Genomic DNA, 18,833 nt, shown 5'->3' with positions numbered 1-18,833 from the left:
ATCGGCCTTGGATTGGGCTTGGGAAAACTGGTGCGGGCGAAGGGACTCGAACCCCCACATCTCACGATACTTGGACCTAAACCAAGCGCGTCTACCAATTCCGCCACGCCCGCAACGGTACACCGACAAGGCGCGCGTCTATATGTTGGAAGGGGCAGGAGAGCAAGCCAATCTCCATACATCGGCACGTGCGGGAACTGGAGCCTCTTTCGTTGTCAGGCGTTGAGTGCGGGTATCAGGAGAAATGACATGGCCAGCGTTCCCCCACCCTATGAAGAACCCGATCAGGCGCCCGCGGGACAACCAACCGTACCGCCTGCCGAAGTGAACCCTTTGCCAGGTGACATCGATATGCCGGTGCCGGGAAACCAGCCTATGCCGGATGGTGGCGGGCAGATGGTGGCGTAAAAACTATTTAAGCGAAGCGCTCGCCATCACGAGATGCGCGCTCGGCAAACCAGTTTTGAAATAATAAAGCGCCGCCGCGTTAAAGGCGATCAGATAGAGCTTTTTGTCTGTCACCACCCCCTGAGCTTCGCCGTTGCGGGTCAGTTCTTCGTCAGGTGTGGTGTAATGATATGAGAATTTGAAACCGGGTCGGTTGAGAAATGTAGTTGGTTCGATCGAATCGACTGAAAACTCAGATGTCCCGAGCATGATTCGCGCAGTCTGCTCGTAAAGCTGAGCAATATCGGTCGGCAACATATCCACCGCAAATTTAGGCAGGGGTTTGCGTTTCTTGTCGCGCTCTTTGGCAAGGCTCTCTCCGGCTCCGATACCGGCATAAAAGTCGATCGTGTTCAACAGAGGTCCATCAATGCTCCAGGTTTCACCCTTCGGGAAAGGCCGCGTGGAATTCTGGTTCCAACCAGGGCCCGCAACAACGGTCATCTCGCTTTTTGCCACGGCAACTGGCACCGTTTCGGGCATCGTCGTCCATTTGGCTGTTGCCGGACTAGTGGCAACCAGCGCCGCCGCGCAAAGTGTATAGACCAACGGTTTCATTGTGTTTCCCCTGCGATCATAAGCAGCATTGGCTTGTCACCCGCTTGCGGATTTCGTTTCAAATATTCGTTGATGGCCAGCTTTGCACCGGGCCGGTCGCCAGTCCTTGCAAGCGATAATCCCAGCCCGCGCCACGCAAGTGCAGGAGCGTCTGGCATCGCCGTCGCTTCCCGATAATATACAGCCGACTGCTGGATATCGATGGGGCTACCGCGCGAGCGATAGAGTTCGCCGCGCGCAAAAAGCAGCGGCCCGGTCCAGCCGTTTGTCGCGAGACTAGCCAGTAAAAACTCCGACCCTCCAAAATCGCTCAGCTTAATTTGATCGTCGATCAGCATCGGCCAAAGATGACTGATCGCAGAATTATATTCTGTTTCGCCATCGAAAGCGTTGCCAATTCCGACTTTTGTAGCCTCATCGGCCAAATAAAGCATCCGTTCGGCATCCATCGGATGCGACGCGAACAGCCCTTTAGGAGAGTCCTTCAGGCTTCTTGCACCACGGGCGATCGCTGTTGCATCGGCCTCATTACGAAGACCAGCCCAAATTTGACTTGCGCATGCCGTTCGATAGCCGCTTCGCCCCATGTCCTGAATCCCACGGAAATCCGCATCCCGCTCCTGATCGCGCGAAAATCTATAGTGATTAGCCCAAAATACCGTGCCAAAGTCTTGATACTGTCCAGCACCGATCGACACCACCGTTAACCAGCTCACCCAACTTGCCGTTGACCGTTGGCTCCGCATTCCGGCAAGACCGTGTCTCGCCTCAAAATGACCGAACTCATGACCAAGGATCGCCGCGAGCTGAGCTTCGTTACGGATACGCAATAAAGCGCCGGTGAAGATCGTCAGCATGCCGTTGGCATACATGCCCGCATTAAAGATTGGTTCTCGCACCAGATAGATACGGGCAGCTTTGCAGCGGTCGGCCCCTACCTCGCGACATAATACCGTCGTGAGGTAGGACGTTAGCTTTTCGTCCCTTACCAAAAGCTTAGAATTCTTTAGTTCTCGTTCGATGTCATCGGCTTGCGCCCAGATCCCTTTTTCATCAGCACCAATTGGCTGATACCCAAAGTCTGCAGGCGAGCCGACCGGCTTCGCTTGGCTAGCGAGTGATTGACCGGCCCAAGCTATCGCTGCGGCGGCAATCAGCCAACGCAAAGGCTGAACCTTCACTTCGCCGCAACTACCGGGGTTCCCTGGAGCGGAAAGTCTTCGAGCAATTGCGCGACACGCTTCGAAGCTCCCGCAGCATCACGGACGTCCCCGCCCATCGCGTAATCCGCATTGATCCAGAGCAGATCGCCTGTTTTCAAATCGATCAATCCGGCATAACCCGTATGTCGCCCCGACTGGATTCCGACGCCGGCAACACCCGCCGCAAACAGTTGCAACATCTTGCGGCCCGTCGACCCGAACGCGTCATCGGTGGTAATGAACAGGCCATAGTCGCCGCCGCCGATCTGCCCAAGACGGGATACGCCTGTGCCCAGCGTATATTCGAAACCGGTCTTTTTCGTGGGGAGCCGGTTGCCCTTGAAGAGCCGATGCTGGAGCACGGTGTTCGACACCCCCCTAAACAAGGCGCGATACTCCGCTAGCAATATGCCATCGTCTCCGGACAGTTCCGGCATGAACACGATCTCACTTGCGCCCTTTGGCTTGCCTGCAATCAGCGCGCTGGCAAGGTACGCTCGCGCGTCCTTCGTCCAGTCGGCCATCGTTGTTACCGTACCACCAGCAGATTGCGAACCGACTTTTACATCGGGCCGAAATACAAGGATGCGCACCGGGTGATCCGTCGGAAATAGAAATCCAGGTTTCAATGCCGATTTTTCTTGTGCAAAAGCCGCACTGGAAGTGAACACCAAGGCCACCGCCACGCACAACCAACGATTCATCCTATGCCCCCCAGCAATCAAGCGGAATCAATCAGCTTGATTTGCATAGTCTAATGAATCTTCTAATTGTTACGCAAGCGCTTTCTTCAACAAATCATTAATGATCTTGGGATTAGCCTTCCCCGCCATAGCCTTCATCGTCTGACCGACGAAAAACCCGAACAAAGCCTCCTTCCCCGCTTTATATTGTTCAACCTTGTCAGCATTCGATGACAATATTGTGTCAATCACCGCATCGATCGCGCCGGTGTCGCTTGTCTGCTTCAAGCCGCGATCTTCGACGATCGCAGCCGCACCGTCGCCGGTTTCCAGCATCGCCTCGAACACCTGCTTGGCAAGGCTGCCCGAGATCGTGCAGTCGGCCACCAGCCCCAGCAGCTCTGCCGCCTGAACCGGCGAAACCGGACTGTCGACAATGTCCTTACCCAACCGATTCAGCGCCCCGAACAGCTCCGACGTCAGCCAGTTCGCTCCCGCTTTTGCCTCCGCACCCGCCGCCAGCAACGCCTCGAACCAGCGCGCCGTCTCGACGTCCGACGTGATCACATCGGCATTATAAGGTGGCATCCCCAGAACATCGACAAACCGCGCCCGTTTCGCATCGGGCAGTTCGGGCAACGACGCCTTACACTCGGCAACAAATTCCTCGGTTAGCACGAGTGGCAACAGATCGGGATCGGGAAAATAACGGTAATCGTGCGCGTCTTCCTTTGACCGCATCGACCGGGTGACGCCCTTGTCCGGGTCGAAAAGTCGCGTTTCCTGGACGATTTTGCCGCCATCTTCGATCACCGCGACCTGGCGCTTTGCTTCATATTCGACGACCGCCTGGATGAAGCGCACCGAATTGACGTTCTTCGTCTCCGTCCGCGTGCCGAATTCCTCACCCGTCCTCCGCACCGATACGTTGACATCGGCGCGCATCGAACCCTGTTCCATATTGCCGTCGCATGAGCCGACGTAGCGCAGGATCGCCCGCAGTTTCTTGACATAGGCCCCCGCCTCCGCGGGCGAACGCATGTCGGGCTTTGATACGATCTCCATCAGGGCGACGCCGCAACGGTTGAGGTCGACATACGACATCGTCGGATGCTGGTCGTGCATCAGCTTGCCGGCATCCTGTTCGATGTGGATGCGCTCGATACCGATAACTTTCTCACCCTCTTCGGTCTCGACCAGCAGCGATCCCTCGCCGACGATCGGGTGATAAAGCTGCGAAATCTGATAGCCCTGCGGCAGATCGGCATAGAAATAATTCTTGCGATCGAACCGGCTCCAGCGATGGATTTCGGCGTCGATGGCGAGGCCCGTCCGCACCGCCTGCTTGACGCACTCGCCATTCAACACCGGCAACATCCCCGGCATCGCCGCATCGACCAGCGAAACCTGCGCGTTCGGCTCGGCACCGAACTCGGTCGATGCGCCAGAGAACAGCTTGGCCTTGGACGTGATCTGCGCGTGGACTTCGAGGCCGATCACGACCTCCCAATCGCCAGTTGCACCTTTTACTCGATAACTGCTCACCACCAAGCCTCCGGTCGCGCAGTAAATCCGGCGCGTTCCTCTATTGCGAGCGCTGCGTTCAATACGCCCTGTTCGTCCAGCGCCCTGCCAATGATCTGCAACCCCAGCGGCAACCCGCCAGCGTCCAGCCCGCCCGGAACCGACATCGCCGGCAGCCCGGCAAGCGAAGACGGCACGGTGAAGACATCGTTCAGATACATGGCCAGCGGATCGTCCGACTTCTCACCCAGCGCAAACGCCGCACTCGGTGCAGTCGGGGTCAGCAACAGATCGCAACTTTCAAACGCCCGGTCGAAATCGCGCGCGATCAGTGTCCGTACCTTCTGCGCCTGTGTGTAATACGCATCGTAAAACCCGGCGCTCAGCACATAAGTCCCGATCATGATGCGCCGCTTCACTTCCGGCCCAAAACCGGCAGCCCGCGTCGCTGCATACATGTCCTGCAACCCCGCGCCCTCGGGCAAATCGCGCAAGCCGTAGCGCACACCATCATAGCGCGCGAGGTTCGACGAAGCCTCCGCTGGCGCGATGATGTAATAGGCCGGAAGCGCGTATTTGGTATGCGGCAGCGAAACCTCGAGGATCTCCGCGCCCGCATCCTTCAGCCAAGCGATGCCGCTTTCCCACAAGGCATCGATCTCCGCAGGCATCCCGTCGACGCGGTACTCGAGCGGAATACCGACCCGCTTGCCTTTCAGATTGCCCGACAGCCCGGCTTCCCAGCGCGGCACCGCAACCTCCAGCGAGGTCGCATCCTTTGCATCGAATCCGGCCATCGCCTCCAGCATGATCGCACAATCGCGAACATCGCGCGCCATTGCTCCCGGCTGATCGAGCGAGGACGCAAACGCCACCACGCCCCAGCGCGAACACCGGCCATAAGTCGGCTTAATTCCGGAAATCCCGGTGAAGGCGGCAGGCTGGCGGATCGAGCCGCCGGTATCCGTACCCGTCGCCGCTGGACAAAGCCGCGCGGAAATTGCGGCCGACGAACCACCCGACGACCCACCTGGCGCTAGCGCCGCATTGCTGGCCGCCCGACGCCACGGCGAAATGACTGGCCCGAACGCCGAAGTCTCATTCGAAGATCCCATCGCGAACTGGTCGAGGTTCAGCTTGCCGAGCATCCCGGCACCCGCCGACCAGAGCTGGCCCGAAACCGTCGATTCATATTGTGGCGTGAAGCCCCCGAGGATCGAACTCGCCGCCGTCGTCGGCACGCCTTCGGTGCAGAACAGATCCTTCATGCCGATCGGAACCCCCGACAGCGGCTTCAGATCGCCAGCCACCCGCGCGGCATCGGCGGCGTCCGCGGCACGCAGTGCATGGTCCGGGGTCTCAACCAGAAAAGCGTTCAGCCCCCTGGCCGCCGCAACATTGGCGTTGAACGCCGTAGCCACTTCACGCGCGGAAAATGCGCCATCGCGCACACCATCGCGGATCGCCGCGATCCCGAGATCAGTCAGGTTCGTCATCATTCGATCACTTTCGGCACACCGAAAAACCCGTGTTCGGGCGCGGGTGCATTGGCCAATATCTTGGTGCGGATGTTGCCCCCGGTTTGCGGGTCGGCATTCACCACATCGTCGCGCCAGCGCAGCGTATTGGCGATCACCGCGGTCATCGGTTTGATGCCGGTGACGTCGACCTCGCCAAGTTGTTCTATCCAACCGATGATGTTGTTGAGTTCGGGGACCATCGCCTCCACCTCGTCATCGCGCATGGCGATCCGGGCGAGTGAAGCGATCTTGCGGACGGTTGCGCTATCGACTGACATGGCTGCGCCCGCTAGCAGGCTGGAACGAACCCATCAACACGCCGCAAAAAACGGGAGCCGTGCTTGGCCCGCAAGTTTCTTTACACAATCGCTTTCCTGATCTTTCTCGTCGTGGGCGGAGCGTTTGCCTACCGACTCTTCGGTCCGCAGCTGATGCGCATCGCCATGGTGCCGAGCGCGGACTTCATCAAACAGAAGCCAATGCCAGCGTATGCCTGGAATGACCGGAGAATGTGGTTCGCGCGGCCCGATATTCCTGGCAATCCGGCGCTGTGGACCCCCGATGGCTTTCACGCCGAAGCAAAGAAGGGTGACGCCGCCGTTTTCTTCATTCATCCGACGAGTTATCTTGACCGGTTCGCATGGAATGCTCCGCTCGACGATGCCGAAGCCAATGATCGCGCCCAGTTGTTCATCCGCGGGCAGGCATCGGCGTTCAACGGAGTCGGAGAGATTTGGGCACCGCGTTACCGCCAGGCTACGTTCGGCGCGTTCCTGACCGGCCAGAAAGAATCCGGGCTTGCCCTGACTGCGGCCTACACGGACGTCGTGGCGGCATGGGATGCGTTTCTGGCAGCCGTCCCATCGGGTAAGCCGATTATCCTTGCCGCGCATAGCCAGGGATCGGTCCACCTCCTCCGCCTGTTGCGCGAGCAAATCGCCGGCAAGCCGGTCGCCGGGCGCATTGCCGCCGCTTATGTCGTCGGCTGGCCCGTTTCGATGACTGCCGATGTGCCAACGCTGGGCCTGCCCGCTTGCGCCGCCGCCGACCAGTCGGGCTGCATCGTGTCGTGGCAAAGCTTTGCCGAACCCGCCGATATATCGCAAATTCAGGCCGCCTATGATGCGAGCGTGGGCCCGACCGGCATCAAGCGACGCGGCACGAAGATACTCTGTACCAATCCAGTCACCGGCACGCAAAACGCGGCCGCCCCGGCGACCGCGAACAAGGGGACGATCGTGCCGAGCCTCGACATGAAAACCGGCACTTTCGAAATGGGAGCGGTCCCGGCGCGCTGTTCGACAAGCGGATACCTGCTGATCGGCGAGGCTCCGGCGGGCATCGGCACCTATGTCTTGCCGGGCAACAACTATCATGTGTTTGATTACAGCCTGTTCTGGGGAGATGTCCGCGCTGATGCCGCGCGGCGGCTGGCGTCGTTCAAGGCGCACAAGTGACCGTTACCGCCGACACCGCCATCTTCCTCGCAGCCCTGCCGATGGCGGGCCGCCTGCTCGGTATCGACGTCGGCACAAAAACCATCGGCACCGCGCTTTGCGATGCGCAGTGGATCATCGCCAGCCCTGCCACCCTGATCCAGCGCGCCAAGTTCACCGCCGACCTTGCCCATCTCCGGAGCATCGTGACACAGCAATCGGTGAAAGGCATCGTCTGTGGTCTGCCACTCAATCTCGACGGCACGGATTCCCCCCGCACCCAGTCCACTCGCGCCTTCGCCCGCAACCTTTCAGTCCTGAACCTGCCAGTGTTGTTATGGGACGAACGCTGGTCCACCGCCGCAGTCGAACGCCAGATGATCGCCGCCGATATAACCCGCGCCAAACGGGCCACGCGCATCGACAGCGCCGCCGCGGCGTATATATTGCAAGGCGCAATCGACCGTTTGGCAAGTAGTTAGCGGGCAGCGACGCCAGGCCAGCTTCGGTCATCCTTGCCACCCGGCCCGGCGCGCCCTATCGCCACCCTTTAATGACATCGCCATCATCCTTCCCGCACCGCAACCTGCTCGGGATTGCCGGATTGCACCCTGCTGAGATCATGTTTTTGCTCGACGAAGCCGACCAGTGGGTCGCGCACAATCGCGCGCGTGCGACCAGCGACCATCGACTGGACGGCCTGACGCAGATCAACGCATTCTTCGAAAACTCCACGCGAACGTTGCTGAGTTTCGAGATTGCGGGCAAGCGGTTGGGCGCGGACGTCGTCAACATGCACGCCGCCACGTCCAGCGTAAAAAAGGGCGAAACGCTGATCGACACGGCGCTCACTCTGAACGCCATGCGCGCCGACGTGATCGTCATCCGCCACGGCAGTTCGGGTGCCGTCAGGCTGATCGCCAATCGCGTTGATTGCCCGGTACTGAATGCGGGGGATGGGACGCACGAACATCCGACGCAGGCTCTACTCGACGCGCTGACGATCCGACGCCGCCTTGGCCATATCGCGGGCGTGCGGGTCGCGATCTGCGGTGATCTGTTGCACAGCCGCGTGGCCAGATCCAACATCTTTGCGCTGACGGCATTGGGTGCAGAGGTTCGCGTCGTCGCGCCCGCCACGCTGATGCCCGCCGGGATTGACCGCATGGGCGTGACCGCGTTCACCGACATGGATGCCGGGATCGCCGGTTGCGATGTCGTCATGATGCTCCGTCTCCAGACCGAGCGGATGGAGGGCGGTTTCGTGCCCAGCTTGCGCGAATATCATATGCTCTATGGCCTAACCCCCGATCGCCTCGATCGCGCCAACCCGCAAGCGCTGGTCATGCACCCCGGCCCAATGAACCGCGGCGTCGAAATCGATAGCAGCGTCGCCGACGATCCGGCACGATCGGCAATTGCCGAGCAGGTCGAAATGGGTGTCGCCGTCCGCATGGCCTGCCTCGACGTTCTCACGCGGGAGCGACGGACATGACGACCTCTATCGCCATCACGGGCGGCACGCTGGTTGACGCCAGCGGCGAACGCGTGGGCGACCTGCTGATCTTGGGCGACCGCATTGTCGCGTTCGGCAGTTTCGAGATTCCCGCAACCGCCGAAATCATCGACGCTACCGGACTGCACGTTGCGCCGGGGCTGGTCGATCTTGGCGTCTTTGCGGTCGAACGCGCCGCCTGCGCGGCGGGCGGCATCACCCGGATCGCCCTGATGCCCGATCAATCGCCGCCACTGGACGATCCCGGACTTGTCCAGCGGGCGGCACTCGCTGCCAAGCCGCAGCTATGGGTCCATCCGCTTGCCGCCGCTACACGGGCACTGGCCGGGGACGAACTCGCTGAATTTGCCATGATGCGAAAATCGGGCGCACGCGCCGTTGCTACCGGACGCACCTGGATTGCCAATTCGGGGACCATGCGTCGGGTCCTGTCCTACGCGGGATCGCTCGGGATGACTGTGATCGTCCATGCCGAGGACGGCGGGCTGGTCGGGAACGCCGTCGCCACTGCGGGGGAAACCGCGACGCGCCACGGGTTCACCGCTGCGCCCGCGATCGCCGAAGCCATGGCCATCGCGCGCGATATCCTGCTGGCCGAGGAAACCGGCGCTGCACTTCATTTCCGTCAGGTGACGACCGCCGGTGGTTTCGAACGCATCAGGCGCGCCAAGTCTCGCGGCGCAAAAATCACCTGCGGCGTGACGCCCGCGCATCTCTTGCTGTCCGATATAGCAGTCTCCGATTTCCGGACCTTCGCACGCTTGTCGCCACCGTTACGCAGCGAAGACGACCGCCAGGCCACGCGCGCCGCACTGGCGGACGGCACCATCGATGTGTTGTGTTCAGGCCACGACCCGCGTGGTCCCGAAGCCAAGCGACTACCGTTCGCCGATGCCGAACCCGGCGTGGCGGGGGCGGAAACCTTGCTGGCGCTGGGGTTGGGTCTGGTCCGCGACGGGCTGATCACCCTGCCCCGCCTGATGGTGCTGCTCAGCGCGGCGCCGTCGCGAATATTGGGCGTCGATGCCGGACAATTGAGCGTTGATGCGCCCGCCGATATCTGTCTGTTCGATAGCGACGCGCCCTGGCAAATCAGGGGGGCAAAGTTCAGGTCGTTTGCAGGCAACACGCCGTTCGATGGGTTGCCCGTTCAGGGGCGCGTTGTCCGCACGATAAAGGGCGGGAGAACGATCTTTTAATTTTGGCTTTTAGTTTTGGATTTCAATTCGGGTAAGGCTTTAGCGAGCGGCGACCCGCATCGACTTCGGCATACCGCTCTGGACCCAACTGGCGGGTTTGTCGGCAAAACTGTCGCGAACGAAGCAATCGCCGCCCGCGGCCTTGATCCTCACGCAGATATGCGTCGCCTCGGCGCGCGTTTCAAACCCACCGACCGACAGGCGGACGTAACGTGCACCGCCGATGCGAGCCTGGCTGTTGGCGGGGATATAGTCCGCCAGGCCGTAACGCGACGCGCTACGATGCCAGGCGTCGCGGGAGATGGCGGCATTGGCAAACGCACCAAGCTGGACGACGAATTTGCCACCCTGCGTCGGTCGCGCCTTGGCGGCATTGTCGGTGCTGCGAACAGTTACGATCTCCTGCTTGACAGGCGTCGCATCGGCAAAGATCACGGGAGCTTCCACGACGACCTTGGCCGGAACGGTCGCAGTTTCGAAAACGGGCGGGGCCAGGGCGACTACCGGAGCAACGACCGGCGCGGCAACCGCGACGACGACAGGCGCGGTTGCGACCGCGACGGGCACGGCAGGCGCTAGGGCAACCTGGGCCGCTGCATCGGCGACGGGAGCGAGCGCAAGGCGCGCGGGCTGGCCGCCGTCGACCACTGGCTGCACACCCAGCAAGGTGGCAACACGATCGGTCTCGTTACCCGGCTTGGCAAACGACGCCCATTGTATGATCCGCGCATCCGCGTCGGCAGGAGCCAGATCCTGCGCGGCGGTGACATGCGCCTTGTTCCATTCACCCGACAAGGCATAGGCCAGCGCCAGGTTCTGACGCGATTTGGCATCGGCACGCGGTCCGCGCACTGCGCTTTCCAGGGCGCGGACGCCGCCATCGGTGTCACCAGCCAGCGCCAGCGCCAGACCATAGTCCGAAGCGCCGATCTTGTCGCGATAATCGCCCAGTGTCGTCAGCGCCGCATGGTTCTTGCCCAGGGCAATCTGAACCAGCGCCAGATTGAGCGCGGCGCGCTCGTGGTCGGGCATCAGCATCAGGGTTTCGGAAAAGGCGGTCTCAGCCGAAGCAAAACGCCCTGCCCCCAGATACGCCTGACCCAGCAACATCCGGTAACCGGCGTCCCGCGGCAGCGCCAAAACTGCGGCTTCCGCATAGCCGACGGCCGCCTGGAAGTCGCGCGCCGTCAGCGCCTTGGTCGCGGCATAGGCGGCTTTCGAAGCCATCTTGCCCGACTTGGTGTCCGAAGCACTGGCCAGGTGGCTGGTGCGCGTGGACGGGCTACAGCCGACCATCGTTGCACCGATCATGAGGGTCGATGCCGCAAGTTTGATGATGGCTGTGGTCTTCATGGGATATCCTTCAGCGCGGAGCCTTGGCCGTTGCCAATGCGGCAATGGCGGGATTTGAATTCAGATAGGCATCGAGCGCCTCGACCACGATGTGCTGAGCCGAACGATGACTGACAGCGCAGATCAGGCGCAATTTGAGATGACGGTCGGGATCAAGCCGCAGCGTGAACGCAGCCTTGCCCTTCGAACCGGGCGCTGCGCGGATCTTGCGTACGGCCTCCAGCGCGACCGGTGTCAGTTCGCGGACCAGTTCCTCCTGCTGGCGGATGACTGCGGGCGTTTCTACCATTGCGGTTTCATCGACCGGCGCTTCGGCCACGATCGGTACGATGTCGGCGCTGACGGGGTTGGCACTGGCTGGCGCTGCCACGGGTTCGACCTGCGGTTCGGGCTTCAGATCATGGCCCATGTCGTTCCAGCCGAGATCGTCCTGCGATGGTGCCGGTGTCATGCCGAAACCGGCAAAACCCTGCGGCCGCATCGCGGGCTTGGCGTGGCCCTTGCGCGCGAGCAGCGTCGAGGAAAGCGACGCGAATGGTTTGGGTTCGTTCATCATTGCGGCACTCACTGACCCACGACGCGGCGGCCGAAGCCGCCTGTTGCGCGCGGAGCGGTGGCGGCCTGCGCGGTCATGCCGGGCGCGCTGAATACAGTGCGGCGGAAATTCTTTTCCAGGCGATCCGAAACATAGGTCCACAGGTCGCGGACTTCGCCTGCAGAACGGCTCTTGGGATCGACCTCCATGACGGTCCGCCCGTCGATCATCGAGGCGGCGAAATCGACCCGGTGATGCAGCGTTACCGGGGCCACGGTGCCGTGCTGCGACAGGGCGACGGCGGCTTCGTAGGTGATCTTTGCCTTGGGCGTTGCGCCGTTGACGACGAACAGCAGCGGCTTGCCTGCCCGGTCGCACAGGTCGACCGTCGCGCCGACCGCGCGCAGATCGTGCGGCGACGGGCGGGTCGGGATGATGATGAGTTCGGCGACAGCGATCACGCTCTGGATCGCCATCGTGATGGCCGGTGGCGTGTCGATGACCGCCAGGCGAAACCCTTGCTGGCGCAGCATTTCCAGGTCGGCGGCAAGGCGTGCGACGGTCGTCTGTGCAAACGCGGGCAATTCCGCCTCGCGCTCGTTCCACCAATCGGCCAACGACCCCTGCGGATCGATGTCGATCAGCACGACAGGTCCGGCCCCCGCCAGTTGCGCCTGCACTGCAAGATGACCGGACAGGGTTGTTTTACCCGATCCGCCTTTTTGCGATGCCAAAGCCAATATCCGCATCTAACGTCCTTGGATTAACTGTGTCCCGAACGGCAAATGGCATGCAGACGAATAAGATAGGGTTAACGCCGAAAGATTGATTGGGATTAGCTTGAACGCACCCAGATATCGCTAAGCTGATGTTAAGTGTCCCGCGCGTACAGGTTACGCTTCAAGTCGAAGGGTCGTCGATGAAGTTTGTTCCGTTGCTTGTGCTGGGTGCCGCCGTTGCCGCGCTGACCGTTTTCCCGGCCTTTGCCGATCTGAAGACTGGTGACACTGCCTGGCAGCGCGGCGATTATCCGGCTGCGGTGGCACAGTGGCGACCGCTGGCGATTGCCGGCGATCCGGAGGCACAGCTTCATATGGGGCAGGCCTACCAACTGGGTCGCGGCGTGCCGGTCGACCTGAAACTGGCCCAGGACTGGTTCCGCCGCGCCGCGCAACAGGGCAGCGAGGACGGCAAGGACAGCTATGGCCTGGTCCTGTTCCAGACCGGCAAGCGGGCCGAGGCACTGCCTTATCTGGAGGATGCCGCCGGTCGCGGAAACCCCCGCGCCCAATATATCGTCGGGACGGCGTTGTTCAACGGCGACATGATCGCCAAGGACTGGCCGCGCGCCTATGCCATGATGACGCGGGCGTCGGCGGCAGGGATCCCGGCGGCGCGCACAAGTCTTGGCCAGATGGACCGGTTCATTCCGCTCGACCAGCGCACGCGCGGCCTGGCCTTGGCGCGCGCGTTCGACGATCATGCCAAGCAAACCAATTTGCCAAAGCCGCTGGTTGCCGAACCCGCACCAGTTGAGGCACCGAAAAGCACAATGCCAGTGCCCAACACGCCGAAAACAATCGCTGCCAAACCTGCCCCGCCCAAGGCCATTCCAACAAAGCCGACAGCGCCTCCCCCCGCCCCGGCATCCGGCGGCAACTGGCGGGTCCAGCTTGGCGCGTTCGCCGACGCCGCGACCGTGCGCGCCTTATGGCCCAGCCTGCGGTCGCGCATCCCTGCATTGACGCCATATCGCGCATTTGCGGTCAAGGCCGGACCGCTGACCCGTCTCCAGGCCGGGCCGCTGGTGTCTCGCGCCGCCGCCGACCAGTTGTGCGCGGCCCTGCGTCGTGCCAAACAACCCTGCACCCCGGTCGTGCCTGCCCCCTAGCTAGCAGCCAGCGTCAGCCACCACCTTCCGAACCGGCACGATCTTCCGAATCCTTGGGCTCCTGCGTGAAGTCGAACCTGATCCGCACCCACACGCCCATCAGGGCGCGACCGCCGATGCGCGGCGGGCGCACCTTGAATTGCCAGGCCGCCTGTCGCAGCGCGCGGGCAATGCCCGATCCCACCGGCGATTCGCCCAGTTGCTGGCAATTCTCGACGCCATAGTTGGGGATCGTCTTGCAGGCGACCATGCCCCAGCTATTCGGTGGCGCACCGTTCGGCAGATATAACGCCAGCGCGCCACGCGGGGGCTTCACATACCATTCGGCATTATACATCGGTTCGCCGCCGGGCCCTTCACCCGGCCCCATTGCCGATCCCGAACCCTTGCCCGTGCCACTCTCGCCGTTACCGCCTTGCCGGGCCAGTTTGGAAATGTCCGACGCGGCAAAATCCTTGCTGCTGAGAATAACCATCTGCGATTTCGGAACCACCGGGGCCACTACGGGAGCAGTGCGCGGGGTCGGCGCCTTCGCAGGCGGAGCGCCTCCCGACTTCTCGACCTTGGTCACCGTCCTGGCAACGGTTGCGGGCAGCATTTCGAACGTCGTCATCAACGCCGGTTCGACCGGCTTCTTCGTAAACACAGGGCCGATCTGGAGCAGCGCCAGCAACAGCAACGCTTCGATGACGATGGCCAGTATCAACGCCACAGCACGATGGCTCAGCGACTTGTGTCGCCAGCCCGACGACGGTTGATAGAACGCCCAACGCATCGCAGCGTCGCCTAGACGGGGCGGGCACCGGTCACAAGTTAAACTCCTGCAATCTTCCAGCACTCATCTGAGGCGGAAGGCTTGGAAAAGCCCATCGCGTACAGGATGACAGACAGATCCCCGAACTTCACCCGGGCGTCCGCCGCCGCCTCGGTCTTCGGCTTGGCATGGTAGGCAACCCCCAGCCCCGCCGCCTGGATCATCGGAATATCATTGGCCCCGTCCCCGACCGCCAGGCTTTTCGATAGCGACAATCCCTGCGAAGCGATTTCGGTCAGCAAGGCTACCCGCTTGGTGTCGGCATCGACAATCGGCAGTTCGGTAACTCCAGTCAGCACCCCATCGCGGACCACCAGCCGGTTCGCAACGGCCCTGTCAAAGCCGATTTCGCTCGCCACCGGCCCGGTAAAATGGGTGAAGCCGCCCGACACCAGCAGCGCATAGCCCCCATGGGCGCGCACAGTGCCGATCAGCGCCTGTGCTCCGCCCATGATCCTGACCCGTTCGCGCAGGCATTCGGCGACGGTCGTCTCGGGCATCCCCGCCAGCAGCGCGACCCGATCACGCAGCGCCCCGGCAAAGTCGATCTCGCCGCGCATGGCGCGTTCGGTCACTTCGGCGACTTCGGTTTTCAGGCCGACATAGTCCGCCAGTTCGTCGATGCACTCGACGGTTATCATGGTCGAATCCATATCGGCGACGATCAGCGACCGGCGGCGGTCGGCCGCAATCTGGACGATGATGTCGATCGTCGGCAGCGCGTCTTGCAACGCCGTCCTCGCGCCCGTTGGGTCTTCGTCGAACCGCACATCGCACGCGACGCCATCGACAACCGGACCCGCCCTGCCCCGCACCGCATCCGCGGCCATAGAAATGTCGCCTGCTTTCAAACCATCCGGTGCTACGAGCGTCGCAATGAACATAGAGTATCTCCCACCGCTGGCGCTCATCGCAGGGCCGACAGCCAGCGGCAAGTCAGCTTTGGCGCTGGCGCTGGCCGAACTGATCCCATCGGTCATCGTCAACGCCGATTCCATGCAGGTCTATCGCGACCTGAGGGTCATTACCGCGCGCCCGTCGCTCGCCGAGGAGGCGCGCGCGCCGCATCGGCTATTCGGGTATATCGACGGGGCCGAAGCCTGTTCCGCCGCGCGCTGGGCGCGTGATGCAACCGCAGCCATAGCCGAGGCGCGGGCCAGCAACCTCCTGCCCATTCTGGTCGGCGGGACCGGCCTGTATATCCGTACGCTGCTCGACGGCATCGCTCCCATCCCCGACATCGACCCCGAACTCCGCGCGGCGGTGCGCGCCATGTCGGTGGCGGAGTCGCGCGATGCACTGGCCCGCGAGGACGCCGAGGCCGCGGCCCGGATCGCGCCCGCCGACACGAACCGCACCGCCCGTGCGCTCGAAGTGATCCGATCGACCGGCAAGCCACTGGGTTATTGGCAGCGGGAACGGCAGGGCGGCATTGCGGCCAGTGTCAGGCTCGAACCGCTGATCCTGCTGCCGCCGCGTGACTGGCTGAACGAGCGCTGCGATGCGCGGTTCGAGACGATGTTTGCCGAGGGACAGGGGGAAGTGGCCGATCTGGTCGCGCGCAATCTCGACGTCTCCCTGCCGGTCATGCGCGCGATCGGGGTCCCCGAGATCGCGGCGTTCCAGCGTGGTGAGACCAGCGAAGACGACGTCAAGGCGGCGGGGAAGCGGGCAACTGGACAATATGCCAAACGCCAGTTCACCTGGTTCGCCCGGCAGTCCGCACCAGCATGGCCAGTGCTAACGGAATCGCTAAATGCTAAAAACGTGGCAAATATGGCAAGAATATTGCTTAAACGCGTGTTGACAGCATAGTTTGTTACTACTACTCGCACCCAGCTTGCCAAACATACCGCAACGCAACAGGAGAGTTTTCATGCCAGCCGAATTACCCGGAGCCGAAATCCTGATCGAGGCGCTTGTCGATCTCGGCGTGGAAGTCGTGTTCGGATATCCCGGCGGGGCGGTCCTTCCGATCTACGATGCGCTGTTCAAACAAAAGCGCATCCGTCACATTCTTGTCCGCCACGAACAGGCCGCGACCCATGCTGCAGAGGGTTATGCGCGGTCGACCGGAAAGCCCGGGGTCGTCCTGGTCACCTCTGGCCCCGGAGCGACCAATGCGATCACGGGCATTACCGACGCGCTGATGGATTCGATCCCGATGGTCGTTATCACCGGCCAGGTTCCGACCACGCTGATCGGCACCGATGCCTTTCAGGAGGCCGATACCGTCGGTATCACGCGGCATTGCACCAAGCATAATTATCTCGTGAAGGACCCGGCCAAGCTCGGCGATATCGTCCACGAGGCATTTTATATCGCGACCTCGGGGCGACCCGGTCCCGTCGTGATCGACATTCCCAAGGACGTCCAGGTCGCGACCGCACGTTATGTCAGGCCGGGTGCGATCCAGCACAAAACCTACCGACCTCAGGTGAAAGCCGACCCGAAACTGATCGAATCCGCAGTCGACATGATTGCGGCCGCCGAACGCCCAATCTTTTATACCGGCGGTGGCATCATCAATGCAGGGCCTGCCGCCAGCACGATGCTGCGTGAATTGCAGCGGCTGACCGGTGCGCCCGTGACCTCGACGCTGATGGGCCTTGGTGCTTATCCTGCCAGTGGCGACGCGTGGCTCGGGATGCTCGGGATGCACGGCACCTATGAAGCCAATATGGCGATGCACGGTGCGGACCTGATCATCTGCCTCGGTGCGCGGTTCGACGATCGCGTGACTGGACGGCTCGACGCGTTTTCGCCGAATTCAAAGAAAATCCACATCGATATCGACCGGAGTTCGATCAACAAGATCGTCCGCGTCGACCTCGGTATCGTCGGCGATGTCGGTCGTGCGATCGAGGATATGGTGAAGGTCTGGAAGGCACGGCAATATGTCAGAGCCGACTTGTCGGCATGGTGGTCGCAGATCGATGCGTGGCGTGCCAAGAAATCACTCGGATTCATCGAATCTAGGTCCGAAATCATGCCACAACACGCCGTTCGCGCGTTGTGGGAGGCGACGCACAAACGTAACCCGATCATCACCACCGAAGTCGGCCAGCACCAGATGTGGGCGGCGCAGCACTTCGATTTCGAACTGCCGAACAAATGGCTGACCAGCGGTGGCCTCGGCACGATGGGCTATGGCCTGCCCGCCGCCATCGGTGCCCAGATTGGCAATCCGAACGCGCTGGTGATCGACATTGCGGGGGAGGCGTCGATCCAGATGAATATCCAGGAACTGGCGACCGCGACCCAGTATCGCCTGCCGGTCAAGATCTTCATTTTAAACAATGAATACATGGGGATGGTCCGCCAGTGGCAGGAACTGACCTATGAAAGCCGCTACTCCGAAAGCTACAGCGATTCGCTGCCGGACTTCGTGAAACTGGGAGAGGCTTATGGCTGGACTGGCATCCGGATCGAATCTCCAACAGACCTCGATGCGGGTATCAACGAGATGCTCAACCAACCTGGCCCGGTGATCGTCGATTGCCGTGTCGCCAAACTTACCAACTGCTTCCCAATGATCCCCTCGGGCGCCGCCCATACCGACATGATCCTCGACCCGGCAGGCGTCACCGGCGTCATGGACGACGAAGCAAAGGCGCTGGTCTGATGCACATCCTGCAGACTGCGTCGGAACGGCATACGCTGTCGGTCATCGTCGATAATGAATCGGGCGTCCTCGCCCGGATCGCTGGCATGTTCTCGGCACGGGGCTATAATATCGAGAGCCTGACGGTTGCCGATATCAGCGACGACGATGCCGTCAGTCGCATCACGATCGTCACCACGGGAACCCCGGCGGTGATTGAACAGGTCGTCGCCCAGCTCGATCGCTTGGTGCCGGTCCATCGCGTCACCGACCTGACTCTCCTTGGCGATCACGTCGAACGCGAACTCGCGCTGGTCAAGGTTGCAGGCTCGGGCGAACACCGGATCGAGGCCCTGCGCCTGGCCGAGGTGTTCCGCGCCAACGTCGTCGACACGACCATCGGCAGCTTTGTCTTCGAAGTCACCGGCAGTTCGGTCAAGATCGACCGGTTTATCGCTCTGATGCGCGAAGTCGGGCTGGTCGAAGTCGCCCGCACCGGCATCGTCGCCATCTCGCGCGGCCGCCAAGCCGCTTAACTCACACCGTTCAAC

20 protein-coding genes and 1 tRNA gene are annotated in these 18,833 nt (G+C 61.9%); 9 read left to right on the top strand and 12 right to left on the bottom strand.

What is annotated here, in order from left to right; translation table 11 throughout:
* Positions 1-28 precede the first annotated feature (28 nt).
* Positions 29-113: transfer RNA gene (locus Q0R02_RS12250), tRNA-Leu, on the bottom strand.
* Positions 114-249: 136 nt separating this feature from the next.
* Here Q0R02_RS12250 and Q0R02_RS12245 point away from each other — a divergent pair.
* Positions 250-408, top strand: a complete 159-nt coding sequence (locus Q0R02_RS12245) for a hypothetical protein (RefSeq protein WP_293883874.1) — start codon at positions 250-252, stop codon at positions 406-408.
* A 3-nt stretch (positions 409-411) separates the two neighbouring features.
* Here the strand turns inward: Q0R02_RS12245 and Q0R02_RS12240 are convergent, their stop codons facing one another.
* The 6 genes from Q0R02_RS12240 to gatC all read right to left on the bottom strand — a co-directional run bounded on the left by Q0R02_RS12240 (position 412) and on the right by gatC (position 6,212).
* Positions 412-1,005 (bottom strand): hypothetical protein, encoded by a 594-nt coding sequence (locus Q0R02_RS12240; protein ID WP_293883872.1) that lies wholly within the window; start codon positions 1,003-1,005, stop codon positions 412-414.
* Positions 1,002-2,171, bottom strand: a complete 1,170-nt coding sequence (locus Q0R02_RS12235) for a M48 family metallopeptidase (protein ID WP_293883870.1) — start codon at positions 2,169-2,171, stop codon at positions 1,002-1,004. Before Q0R02_RS12235 ends, Q0R02_RS12240 begins: the two co-directional genes overlap by 4 nt.
* A gap of 11 nt (positions 2,172-2,182) precedes the next feature.
* Complete coding sequence (locus tag Q0R02_RS12230) at positions 2,183-2,800, bottom strand: hypothetical protein (RefSeq protein WP_293883869.1); 618 nt, start codon at positions 2,798-2,800, stop codon at positions 2,183-2,185.
* A gap of 180 nt (positions 2,801-2,980) precedes the next feature.
* Positions 2,981-4,435, bottom strand: a complete 1,455-nt coding sequence (gene gatB / locus Q0R02_RS12225) for an Asp-tRNA(Asn)/Glu-tRNA(Gln) amidotransferase subunit GatB (protein WP_293883867.1) — start codon at positions 4,433-4,435, stop codon at positions 2,981-2,983.
* Positions 4,432-5,910 (bottom strand): Asp-tRNA(Asn)/Glu-tRNA(Gln) amidotransferase subunit GatA, encoded by a 1,479-nt coding sequence (gene gatA / locus Q0R02_RS12220; protein ID WP_293883909.1) that lies wholly within the window; start codon positions 5,908-5,910, stop codon positions 4,432-4,434. The genes gatB and gatA overlap by 4 nt, the downstream gene beginning before the upstream one ends.
* Positions 5,910-6,212, bottom strand: a complete 303-nt coding sequence (gatC, locus tag Q0R02_RS12215) for an Asp-tRNA(Asn)/Glu-tRNA(Gln) amidotransferase subunit GatC (protein WP_293883865.1) — start codon at positions 6,210-6,212, stop codon at positions 5,910-5,912. Before gatC ends, gatA begins: the two co-directional genes overlap by 1 nt.
* Before the next feature lie 63 nt (positions 6,213-6,275).
* Here gatC and Q0R02_RS12210 point away from each other — a divergent pair, with 63 nt between their 5' ends.
* The 4 genes from Q0R02_RS12210 (at position 6,276) to Q0R02_RS12195 (ending at position 10,085) form a co-directional block, all read left to right on the top strand.
* The gene (locus Q0R02_RS12210; protein ID WP_293883863.1) at positions 6,276-7,391 is read left to right on the top strand and encodes a DUF3089 domain-containing protein; all 1,116 of its coding nucleotides are present in this window, start codon (positions 6,276-6,278) and stop codon (positions 7,389-7,391) included.
* A gap of 41 nt (positions 7,392-7,432) precedes the next feature.
* Positions 7,433-7,852 carry a Holliday junction resolvase RuvX gene (gene ruvX / locus Q0R02_RS12205; protein ID WP_293883907.1) on the top strand — a complete coding sequence of 140 codons (420 nt, stop codon included), beginning with the start codon at positions 7,433-7,435 and terminating at the stop codon, positions 7,850-7,852.
* A gap of 71 nt (positions 7,853-7,923) precedes the next feature.
* On the top strand, positions 7,924-8,865 hold the full coding sequence (locus tag Q0R02_RS12200; RefSeq protein WP_293883862.1) for an aspartate carbamoyltransferase catalytic subunit: 942 nt from the start codon (positions 7,924-7,926) through the stop codon (positions 8,863-8,865).
* A complete protein-coding gene (locus Q0R02_RS12195; RefSeq protein WP_293883860.1) occupies positions 8,862-10,085 on the top strand; it encodes a dihydroorotase family protein in 1,224 nt (407 codons plus the stop codon). Before Q0R02_RS12200 ends, Q0R02_RS12195 begins: the two co-directional genes overlap by 4 nt.
* Positions 10,086-10,124: 39 nt before the next feature.
* Here the strand turns inward: Q0R02_RS12195 and Q0R02_RS12190 are convergent, their stop codons facing one another.
* The 3 genes from Q0R02_RS12190 to Q0R02_RS12180 are packed head-to-tail and all read right to left on the bottom strand — an operon-like array spanning position 10,125 to position 12,722.
* Positions 10,125-11,438 carry an SPOR domain-containing protein gene (locus tag Q0R02_RS12190; protein ID WP_293883858.1) on the bottom strand — a complete coding sequence of 438 codons (1,314 nt, stop codon included), beginning with the start codon at positions 11,436-11,438 and terminating at the stop codon, positions 10,125-10,127.
* A 10-nt stretch (positions 11,439-11,448) separates the two neighbouring features.
* Positions 11,449-11,994 carry a hypothetical protein gene (locus Q0R02_RS12185; protein WP_367271470.1) on the bottom strand — a complete coding sequence of 182 codons (546 nt, stop codon included), beginning with the start codon at positions 11,992-11,994 and terminating at the stop codon, positions 11,449-11,451.
* Between the two features lie 8 nt (positions 11,995-12,002).
* Positions 12,003-12,722, bottom strand: a complete 720-nt coding sequence (locus Q0R02_RS12180) for a ParA family protein (protein ID WP_293883856.1) — start codon at positions 12,720-12,722, stop codon at positions 12,003-12,005.
* A gap of 170 nt (positions 12,723-12,892) precedes the next feature.
* On the opposite strand from Q0R02_RS12180, the gene Q0R02_RS12175 reads away from it, so the two are divergent.
* Entirely contained in the window at positions 12,893-13,864 is a 972-nt protein-coding gene (locus Q0R02_RS12175) for an SPOR domain-containing protein (protein ID WP_293883855.1), read from the top strand.
* A gap of 13 nt (positions 13,865-13,877) precedes the next feature.
* Here the strand turns inward: Q0R02_RS12175 and Q0R02_RS12170 are convergent, their stop codons facing one another.
* Together Q0R02_RS12170 and serB are read right to left on the bottom strand one after the other, a co-directional pair.
* On the bottom strand, positions 13,878-14,639 hold the full coding sequence (locus Q0R02_RS12170; protein WP_293883854.1) for a hypothetical protein: 762 nt from the start codon (positions 14,637-14,639) through the stop codon (positions 13,878-13,880).
* Between the two features lie 38 nt (positions 14,640-14,677).
* Complete coding sequence (serB, locus tag Q0R02_RS12165) at positions 14,678-15,562, bottom strand: phosphoserine phosphatase SerB (protein WP_293883853.1); 885 nt, start codon at positions 15,560-15,562, stop codon at positions 14,678-14,680.
* Here serB and miaA point away from each other — a divergent pair.
* The 3 genes from miaA (at position 15,555) to ilvN (ending at position 18,818) form a co-directional block, all read left to right on the top strand.
* On the top strand, positions 15,555-16,493 hold the full coding sequence (gene miaA / locus Q0R02_RS12160) for a tRNA (adenosine(37)-N6)-dimethylallyltransferase MiaA (RefSeq protein WP_293883851.1): 939 nt from the start codon (positions 15,555-15,557) through the stop codon (positions 16,491-16,493). The genes serB and miaA overlap by 8 nt on opposite strands.
* Positions 16,494-16,554: 61 nt before the next feature.
* Positions 16,555-18,303, top strand: a complete 1,749-nt coding sequence (locus Q0R02_RS12155; protein WP_293883849.1) for an acetolactate synthase 3 large subunit — start codon at positions 16,555-16,557, stop codon at positions 18,301-18,303.
* Positions 18,303-18,818: an acetolactate synthase small subunit gene (ilvN, locus tag Q0R02_RS12150; protein WP_293883847.1), complete on the top strand. Its 516-nt coding sequence runs from the start codon at positions 18,303-18,305 to the stop codon at positions 18,816-18,818. Before Q0R02_RS12155 ends, ilvN begins: the two co-directional genes overlap by 1 nt.
* Positions 18,819-18,833: the final 15 nt, after the last annotated feature.

Source organism: Sphingomonas sp., assembly GCF_025353885.1.
Classification (GTDB): Bacteria; Pseudomonadota; Alphaproteobacteria; order Sphingomonadales; family Sphingomonadaceae; genus Sphingomonas_O.
Note: the sequence above shows the minus strand (reverse complement) of the source record. Positions and strands in the feature narration are given on the sequence as shown.

Coding starts and splice junctions, on each gene's coding strand:
- Q0R02_RS12245 (WP_293883874.1), top strand. CDS start 250: ATGGCCAGCGTTCCCCCACCCTATGAAGAACCCGATCAGGCGCCCGCG.
- Q0R02_RS12240 (WP_293883872.1), bottom strand. CDS start 1,005: ATGAAACCGTTGGTCTATACACTTTGCGCGGCGGCGCTGGTTGCCACT.
- gatA (WP_293883909.1), bottom strand. CDS start 5,910: ATGACGAACCTGACTGATCTCGGGATCGCGGCGATCCGCGATGGTGTG.
- gatC (WP_293883865.1), bottom strand. CDS start 6,212: ATGTCAGTCGATAGCGCAACCGTCCGCAAGATCGCTTCACTCGCCCGG.
- ruvX (WP_293883907.1), top strand. CDS start 7,433: ATGGCGGGCCGCCTGCTCGGTATCGACGTCGGCACAAAAACCATCGGC.
- Q0R02_RS12200 (WP_293883862.1), top strand. CDS start 7,924: ATGACATCGCCATCATCCTTCCCGCACCGCAACCTGCTCGGGATTGCC.
- Q0R02_RS12195 (WP_293883860.1), top strand. CDS start 8,862: ATGACGACCTCTATCGCCATCACGGGCGGCACGCTGGTTGACGCCAGC.
- Q0R02_RS12190 (WP_293883858.1), bottom strand. CDS start 11,438: ATGAAGACCACAGCCATCATCAAACTTGCGGCATCGACCCTCATGATC.
- Q0R02_RS12185 (WP_367271470.1), bottom strand. CDS start 11,994: ATGATGAACGAACCCAAACCATTCGCGTCGCTTTCCTCGACGCTGCTC.
- Q0R02_RS12180 (WP_293883856.1), bottom strand. CDS start 12,722: ATGCGGATATTGGCTTTGGCATCGCAAAAAGGCGGATCGGGTAAAACA.
- Q0R02_RS12175 (WP_293883855.1), top strand. CDS start 12,893: ATGAAGTTTGTTCCGTTGCTTGTGCTGGGTGCCGCCGTTGCCGCGCTG.
- Q0R02_RS12170 (WP_293883854.1), bottom strand. CDS start 14,639: ATGCGTTGGGCGTTCTATCAACCGTCGTCGGGCTGGCGACACAAGTCG.
- miaA (WP_293883851.1), top strand. CDS start 15,555: ATGAACATAGAGTATCTCCCACCGCTGGCGCTCATCGCAGGGCCGACA.
- serB (WP_293883853.1), bottom strand. CDS start 15,562: ATGTTCATTGCGACGCTCGTAGCACCGGATGGTTTGAAAGCAGGCGAC.
- Q0R02_RS12155 (WP_293883849.1), top strand. CDS start 16,555: ATGCCAGCCGAATTACCCGGAGCCGAAATCCTGATCGAGGCGCTTGTC.
- ilvN (WP_293883847.1), top strand. CDS start 18,303: ATGCACATCCTGCAGACTGCGTCGGAACGGCATACGCTGTCGGTCATC.